We start from the raw sequence: 6,100 nt of genomic DNA on the forward strand, positions 1-6,100 counted from the left end.
CGCCGCGATCGAGACCGCCGGGCGGACGCAGCCGGAGTGGGCGGCCGTGCCCGCGCGCGACCGTGCCGAGATCCTGCGACGGGCGTACGAGCTGATCCTCGACCGCGCCGACGAGCTGGCGCTGCTCATGACCACCGAGATGGGCAAGCCGCTGGCCGAGGCGAAGGGCGAGGTCACCTACGGGGCCGAGTTCTTCCGCTGGTTCTCCGAGGAGGCCTGTCGCATCCGCGGGGACGCCCGCCGCTCGCCCGACGGCAAGACCCGTCTCATGGTGACCCACGAACCGGTCGGGCCCTGCATCCTCATCACCCCGTGGAACTTCCCCCTCGCCATGGCCACCCGCAAGATCGGCCCGGCCATCGCCGCCGGCTGCACCATGGTGTTCAAGCCGGCCAACCTCACGCCCCTGACCTCGCTGTACGTGGTGGACATCCTGCGCGAGGCCGGACTTCCCGACGGTGTGCTCAACGTGGTGTGCACCACCGACCCGGGCAGCGTGGTGGAACCGTGGATCGACTCCGGGATCGCCCGCAAGCTGTCCTTCACCGGGTCCACACCGGTGGGCCGGAAGCTGCTGGAGCAGTGCGCGCGCGGGGTGCTGCGCACGTCGATGGAACTCGGCGGGAACGCGCCGTTCGTGGTGTGCGAGGACGCGGACATGGACACCGCCGTCGGCGCCGCGATGGCCGCCAAGATGCGCAACATGGGCGAGGCCTGCACGTCGGCCAACCGGATCCTCGTCCACCGTTCGGTCCTGGGCGAGTTCGGTCGGCGCCTCACCGAGAAGATGTCCGCCCTGACCGTCGGCGACGGCACCCGGAACGGCACCGACGTCGGCCCACTGGTCGAGGAGAAGGCCGTGACGAAGGTGGTCGAGCTGGTCGACGATGCCGTGGAGCGCGGCGCCGAGGTACTGTGCGGCGGAGCGCGCGTCGAGGGCCCCGGATACTTCTACCCGCCCACCGTCCTGACCGGCGTGGCGGCCGACTCCGACCTGATGTCCACCGAGATCTTCGGCCCCGTGGCCGCCCTGATCCCGTTCGACTCCGACGACGAGGCGGTGGCCCTGGCCAACGACACCGAGTTCGGCCTGGTCTCCTACGTGATGACCGAGAACCTGGACCGCGCGATGACCATGTCCGAGCGATTGGAGGCCGGGATGGTGGGCGTCAACACGGGGATCGTCTCCAACCCGGCGGCGCCGTTCGGGGGCATAAAACAGTCGGGACTGGGCCGGGAGGGCGGCCTGACCGGTATCGAGGAGTTCGTGGAGACCAAACTCGTGGCGATCCCGGTGCGCTGACCGCCTGCCGTCGGCCGTCGGCCGCCTGCCGCCCGCGGGCGGTTCGGCGTTGGACGGTCAGCCGGTGCGGACCCGCCCGGCGAGCCGGTGACGGTCGGCCTCGGACATCCCGCCCCAGACGCCGTAGAGCTCGCGGTGGGCCACGGCGTGCGCGCGGCACTGCTCGATGACCGGGCACTGCGCACAGAGCTTCTTGGCCGCCGTCTCCTTACGCCGACGCAGGCTCTTCGACTCGTTCTCGGCGTTGTAGAACAGGTCCGGAACGTCCTGGCACATCCCGTGCTCTGCCCAGGCCCATCCTTCGTCGATCCTTCTCGTCGCGGTCGTCATGGCTCTCCCCCCGTCGGCTCCAGCTTCTTTCACGCTCGAGGGTGTTCGGCACACCCCCAGGGGTGGGATGGGTCACAACTGTTAAAGTCCTCAGATGTCAGTCAGGGTCTCGGTGGAGAACGACTACACGGTGGTCATCGCGGGCGTGCACGCGCTGCTCGCCCCGTACCCCGGCCGCGTGGAGGTGGTGGTGAACGGGCCCGGTTCCCGCACCGGCGCGCACGTGGACGTGGTGCTGTTCGACACCTTCGCCTCCCCGGTGGACTGGCAGGCCCGGTGCTCGGCCATGGCCCTCGACCCGACGATCGGTGCCGTGGCCGTCTACTCGTTCGTCACGAACCCGCGCGCCATCGACGAGGCCTTCGCCTCGGGGGCCACGGGGTACCTGTCCAAGTCGCTGGCCGGCGAGCAGCTGGTCGGGGCCGTGGAACGGATCGCGGCGGGTGAGCGGGTGAGGCTGCTCGGTCACGACGGCGAGTACGCGTCCGCCGGGATGTGGCCGACCGGCGACGTGGGCCTGACCCCCCGGGAATCGGAGATGCTCGCGCTGATCGCCCAGGGCCGGTCCAACGAGGAGATCGCGGCGGCCTGCTATCTGTCGATCAACACGGTCAAGACCTACATCCGGGAGGCCTACCGAAAGATCGGTGTGACGACCAGACCGCAGGCCGTGGCGTGGGCGATGCGGAGCGGGCTCGCGGTCTCCCGCTGATCGCCCGGTACGCCGTAGCTCAGTACCCCAGCACCGCGCCGAGGAACCGCTTGGTGCGCTCGTGCTCGGGAGAATCGAAGAACTGCGCGGGCGGCGCGGATTCGACCGCGACACCCTCGTCGAACATCACCACCCGGTCGGAGATCTCCCGGGCGAAGTTCATCTCGTGAGTCACCATCAGCATCGTCATGGTCGAGTCGTTGGCGAGGTCCCGGATCACCTTGAGCACCTCCCCCACGAGCTCGGGGTCCAGGGCCGAGGTGGGTTCGTCGAAGAGCATGATGTCGGGCTTCGTGGCCATGGCCCGGGCGATCGCCACGCGTTGTTGCTGGCCACCGGACAGTTGCGGGGGCTTCTTGGCCGAATGATCGGCCAGACCGACCAGCGCGAGCAGTTCCTCCGCCTCCCGCCGCGCCGTCGCCTTGTCCTTGCCGAGCACGTGCACGGGCGCCTCCATGACGTTCTCCAGGGCGGTCATGTGCGGGAACAGGTTGAACTGTTGGAACACCATTCCGATCCGACTGCGGATCTGGCGCATCCTCCTGGTCTCGCGGGGTCTCTTCCGCGCGCCGTCGGTGTTCCACAACTCGTCGCCCTCGACCAGGACACGGCCCGAGGTCGGGAACTCGAGGGTCATGAGCACGCGCAGGATCGTGGTCTTGCCGGAACCGGACGGCCCGATGATCGAGATCTTCTCGCCTCTGGCGACGGTGAAGTCGAGCTCGCGGAGGACCCTGTTCTCGCCCCAGTTCTTGCTGACCCTCTCGAAGCGGACCATCGGTTCCCCGGTCTCGCCGAGCTCAGTGGACGGTGCCATAGCGGGTCTCCAATCGACGCAGGACGAGTGTGCACGGGACGCTCACGATGAGGAAGAGCAGCGCCGCGATGGTGAAGGGTTCGATGTAGCGGAACTCCGATTGCCCGATCGCCTTGGCCACCGACATGAGTTCGTAGACGGTGATGGCGGACAGGATGGCCGAGTCCTTGAACATCTGGATGAGGTAGTTGCCCAACAGTGGGACCACCCGTCGTACCGCCTGGGGTAGGACGATCCGTGTCCACGTGCGTCGGCCCGGCAGGTTGAGGGCGGTGGCGGCCTCCCACTGCCCCACCGGGATGCCCTCGATGCCCGACCGATAGACCTCGGCCGTGTAGGCGCTGTAGTTGACGCCGATCACGATGATGCCGGTGACCAGCGCGCTCATGGTGACGCCGTACTCCGGCAGGACGTAGAACACGAAGAACGCCTGGACGAGCAAGGGTGTCCCGCGGATGAGGTACACGAGGAAACCCAGGACCCGGGAGACCACCGGGATCCGCAGGTATCTGAACACGGCCACGACCAATCCGAGGACGGCCGCGATGGCCATGCCGGCGAAGGTGATCTGCACCGTGGTGACCAGTCCCCAGAGCAGGTCGGGGATGATGCTGATCGCGAAGGCGTTGTCCCAGATCATCAGCTCACCCCCTGCATCCGGCCGGTGAGGGCCGTGAGCAGCGACCGGCGCTCACGGGTCGGTGCGAACCGCCGCTCGAGGAGCGCGATGATCGTCGAGATCACCAGGCTCAGGATGAAATACAGGACCAGGATGATCCCGTAGATCAGGGCGGTCTCACCGGTCGAGGACCGGATGAGCCCGGCGTTGAAGGTCAGGTCCGCCACGGTCACCAGGGAGACCAGCGAGCTGTTCTTGAGCAGGTCCACCATGACGTTGCCCATGGGCGGCAGCATCGCCGGGATCGACTGCGGCAGAAGGATGCGGCGCATCCGCTGCGCGGGGGTCATGTTGAGCGCGATCGCGGCCTCGGTCTGGCCCTTCGGCCGGGACGCGATGGACCCGCGGACCACCTCCGAGGCATACGCGCCCTCGTTGAGGCCCAGCGCGAGGACCCCGGCGAAGATGGCGGTGAGCTGGATCCCGAAGAACGGAAGGGCGAAGAACAGCCAGAAGAGCTGCACCACCAGCGACGTGCCGCGGAGGAACTCCACGATGCACGCCGCGGGCCAGCGCACCCAGCGGTGGGTGGACAGCCGCGCCAGGCCCAGGGTGAAGGCCACGACCAGCGCGAGCGCCGCACCGAGGACCGTCACCTGGACAGTGGTGAGGAAGCCCTGCCGGATGAGTGGGAGATAGTCGGCGATAGCGTCCATCGATCGCCGGTCAGCCGTCGACGGCGCAGAGTTCCTCGGTCGTCACGCCCTCGACGACGGTGGGATCGAAACCCCATTTCTCGAGGATCTCGGCGAACTCGGGTTCGGTCTTGAACTTCTCGAGTTCCTCGTTGTAAGCGTCGAGGAAGTCCTGGTCCTCGGGGCGGAACGCCGCCGAAGACCCCGTGCTGGGGGCGTCCTCGATCGGCTCGGTCACCTCGACTCCCTCGAGCTCGCGCAGGGACAGCGTGGGCAGGAGGAAGGCGTCGATCCGGTCGGCGTTCAGGGCGTCCGCGCCACCCCGGGCGTCGGTGACGTTGATGATCTGGCCCGCCCCGACCCCGGCCGTCTCGAGGATCCCCTGTTCGAACCCTCCGGGGACCACACCCACGCGCAGGTCCGCCCGCTCCAGGACGTCGGCGATGGTCGCGATGTTCTCGGGGTTGCCCGGCCGCACCCCGAAGGACTCGGTGGAGACGATCACGGGTGAGGCGTAGGAGACCTCCCGGCAGCGGGACTGCTTCATGAACAGCCCCGCGGCGATGGTGTCCCACCGGTTGGCCTTGAGGCCCGGGATCATCGCGTCGTAGCCGGAGACGATGCCCTCGACTTGGTCGATCCCCATCCGTGCGGCGACGGCCCGGACGACGTCCGGCTCCGCGCCCGTGACGGTGCCGTCCGGGGAGAGTTCGGTGTAGGGCGGCTCGTTGCCGATGGCGATCCGCAGTCCCTGCTGCCGGGCCCGCTCGAGGAGGCCACCACCTCCCCCTGCCTCCGGGCCGCCGGGCTCGGTGGTGGTGCAGGCGGCGAGGGATCCACCGACCGCGACCACCCCGCCCAGTGCCAGCACCCCCCTGAACAGTTGCCGTCGCGAGATGGTGGTGTTCATCGGTGCCTCCGTCGGGTTGAAGTTAACGGTTCATCGACCGTATGGCCGGACCCACGGGGTTCATCACCTAACGGGACAAGCGTGACCTCGCCGTAACAATGGCCTCACCGGTCCCCGCCGCCCTCGCGGACCCGCGCGAGCCCGTCCCTCATGTGGTCGACCAGCAACTCCCTGGCCCGATCCGGGTCCCCGGCACGCACGGCGTCGGCGATCGCGCGGTGTTCGGCGAGCCTTGACGCCGCGTCCGAGTAGGTGCCGCGCATGGCGTGCAGGCACATGCTCGTCTCGACCAGGACGGTCTCGTGCACCCGCGACAGTCGTGGGCTCCGGGCCGCCTCGACCAGGACGTGGTGGAAGTCCAGGTCCGCCGCGACCATGGCCTCCGACCGTGGCTCGTCGGCGAGGGAGGCCATCGCGTCGACGGCCGCGTCGAGCGCGTCGGCGGTGTCGACTCCCCACCCCAGGGCGAGCACCCGGTCCAGCGCGGCGGTCTCGACGGTCGTGCGCAACAGGTACATGTCCTCGACCGCCTCGGCGGAGAGGTCCGGGACGAAGAGCCCCCGGTTGCGGTGCGAGACGAGCAGCCCCTCCTGGGTCAGCCGTTGCATGGCCTCCCGCAGCGGCCCGCGGCTCACACCGAGCGAGCGCGCCAGCGCGGCCTCCCCGAGCTGGACACCAGGGGCGAACGTGCCGTCCGAGATCGCCCGGCGGAGG

The 6,100-nt window shown here is 68.9% G+C and carries 8 protein-coding genes; 2 read left to right on the forward strand and 6 right to left on the reverse strand.

The window, feature by feature from the left end; genetic code table 11:
- Positions 1 to 1,303 (forward strand): NAD-dependent succinate-semialdehyde dehydrogenase (locus G6027_RS02045; protein ID WP_182634946.1); only part of this gene is annotated, 1,303 nt, incomplete at its 5' end.
- A 57-nt stretch (positions 1,304 to 1,360) separates the two neighbouring features.
- On the opposite strand, the gene G6027_RS02050 is transcribed toward G6027_RS02045, so the two are convergent.
- Positions 1,361 to 1,633, reverse strand: a complete 273-nt coding sequence (locus tag G6027_RS02050) for a WhiB family transcriptional regulator (RefSeq protein ID WP_182634947.1) — start codon at positions 1,631 to 1,633, stop codon at positions 1,361 to 1,363.
- A gap of 94 nt (positions 1,634 to 1,727) precedes the next feature.
- Here G6027_RS02050 and G6027_RS02055 point away from each other — a divergent pair, with 94 nt between their 5' ends.
- Complete coding sequence (locus G6027_RS02055) at positions 1,728 to 2,345, forward strand: response regulator transcription factor (protein ID WP_182634949.1); 618 nt, start codon at positions 1,728 to 1,730, stop codon at positions 2,343 to 2,345.
- 19 nt (positions 2,346 to 2,364) lie between these two features.
- Here G6027_RS02055 and G6027_RS02060 read toward each other — a convergent pair whose 3' ends face one another.
- From G6027_RS02060 to G6027_RS02080, 5 genes are all read right to left on the reverse strand, one after another.
- A complete protein-coding gene (locus G6027_RS02060) occupies positions 2,365 to 3,123 on the reverse strand; it encodes an amino acid ABC transporter ATP-binding protein (protein ID WP_182634959.1) in 759 nt (252 codons plus the stop codon).
- 22 nt (positions 3,124 to 3,145) lie between these two features.
- A complete protein-coding gene (gene ehuD / locus G6027_RS02065; protein WP_182634951.1) occupies positions 3,146 to 3,802 on the reverse strand; it encodes an ectoine/hydroxyectoine ABC transporter permease subunit EhuD in 657 nt (218 codons plus the stop codon).
- The gene (gene ehuC / locus G6027_RS02070; protein WP_182634953.1) at positions 3,802 to 4,497 is read right to left on the reverse strand and encodes an ectoine/hydroxyectoine ABC transporter permease subunit EhuC; all 696 of its coding nucleotides are present in this window, start codon (positions 4,495 to 4,497) and stop codon (positions 3,802 to 3,804) included. Before ehuC ends, ehuD begins: the two co-directional genes overlap by 1 nt.
- A gap of 10 nt (positions 4,498 to 4,507) precedes the next feature.
- Entirely contained in the window at positions 4,508 to 5,386 is an 879-nt protein-coding gene (gene ehuB / locus G6027_RS02075; protein ID WP_182634955.1) for an ectoine/hydroxyectoine ABC transporter substrate-binding protein EhuB, read from the reverse strand.
- Positions 5,387 to 5,490: 104 nt separating this feature from the next.
- On the reverse strand, positions 5,491 to 6,100 hold a 610-nt coding region (locus G6027_RS02080; RefSeq protein WP_182634957.1), incomplete at its 5' end, for a GntR family transcriptional regulator.

The organism is Dietzia sp. SLG310A2-38A2, from assembly GCF_014145095.1.
GTDB lineage: Bacteria > Actinomycetota > Actinomycetes > Mycobacteriales > Mycobacteriaceae > Dietzia.

Excerpts from the sequence above, each read along its gene's own strand:
- G6027_RS02050 (WP_182634947.1), bottom strand. The coding sequence starts at position 1,633 with ATGACGACCGCGACGAGAAGGATCGACGAAGGATGGGCCTGGGCAGAG.
- G6027_RS02055 (WP_182634949.1), top strand. The coding sequence starts at position 1,728 with ATGTCAGTCAGGGTCTCGGTGGAGAACGACTACACGGTGGTCATCGCG.
- G6027_RS02060 (WP_182634959.1), bottom strand. The coding sequence starts at position 3,123 with ATGGTCCGCTTCGAGAGGGTCAGCAAGAACTGGGGCGAGAACAGGGTC.
- ehuD (WP_182634951.1), bottom strand. The coding sequence starts at position 3,802 with ATGATCTGGGACAACGCCTTCGCGATCAGCATCATCCCCGACCTGCTC.
- ehuC (WP_182634953.1), bottom strand. The coding sequence starts at position 4,497 with ATGGACGCTATCGCCGACTATCTCCCACTCATCCGGCAGGGCTTCCTC.
- ehuB (WP_182634955.1), bottom strand. The coding sequence starts at position 5,386 with ATGAACACCACCATCTCGCGACGGCAACTGTTCAGGGGGGTGCTGGCA.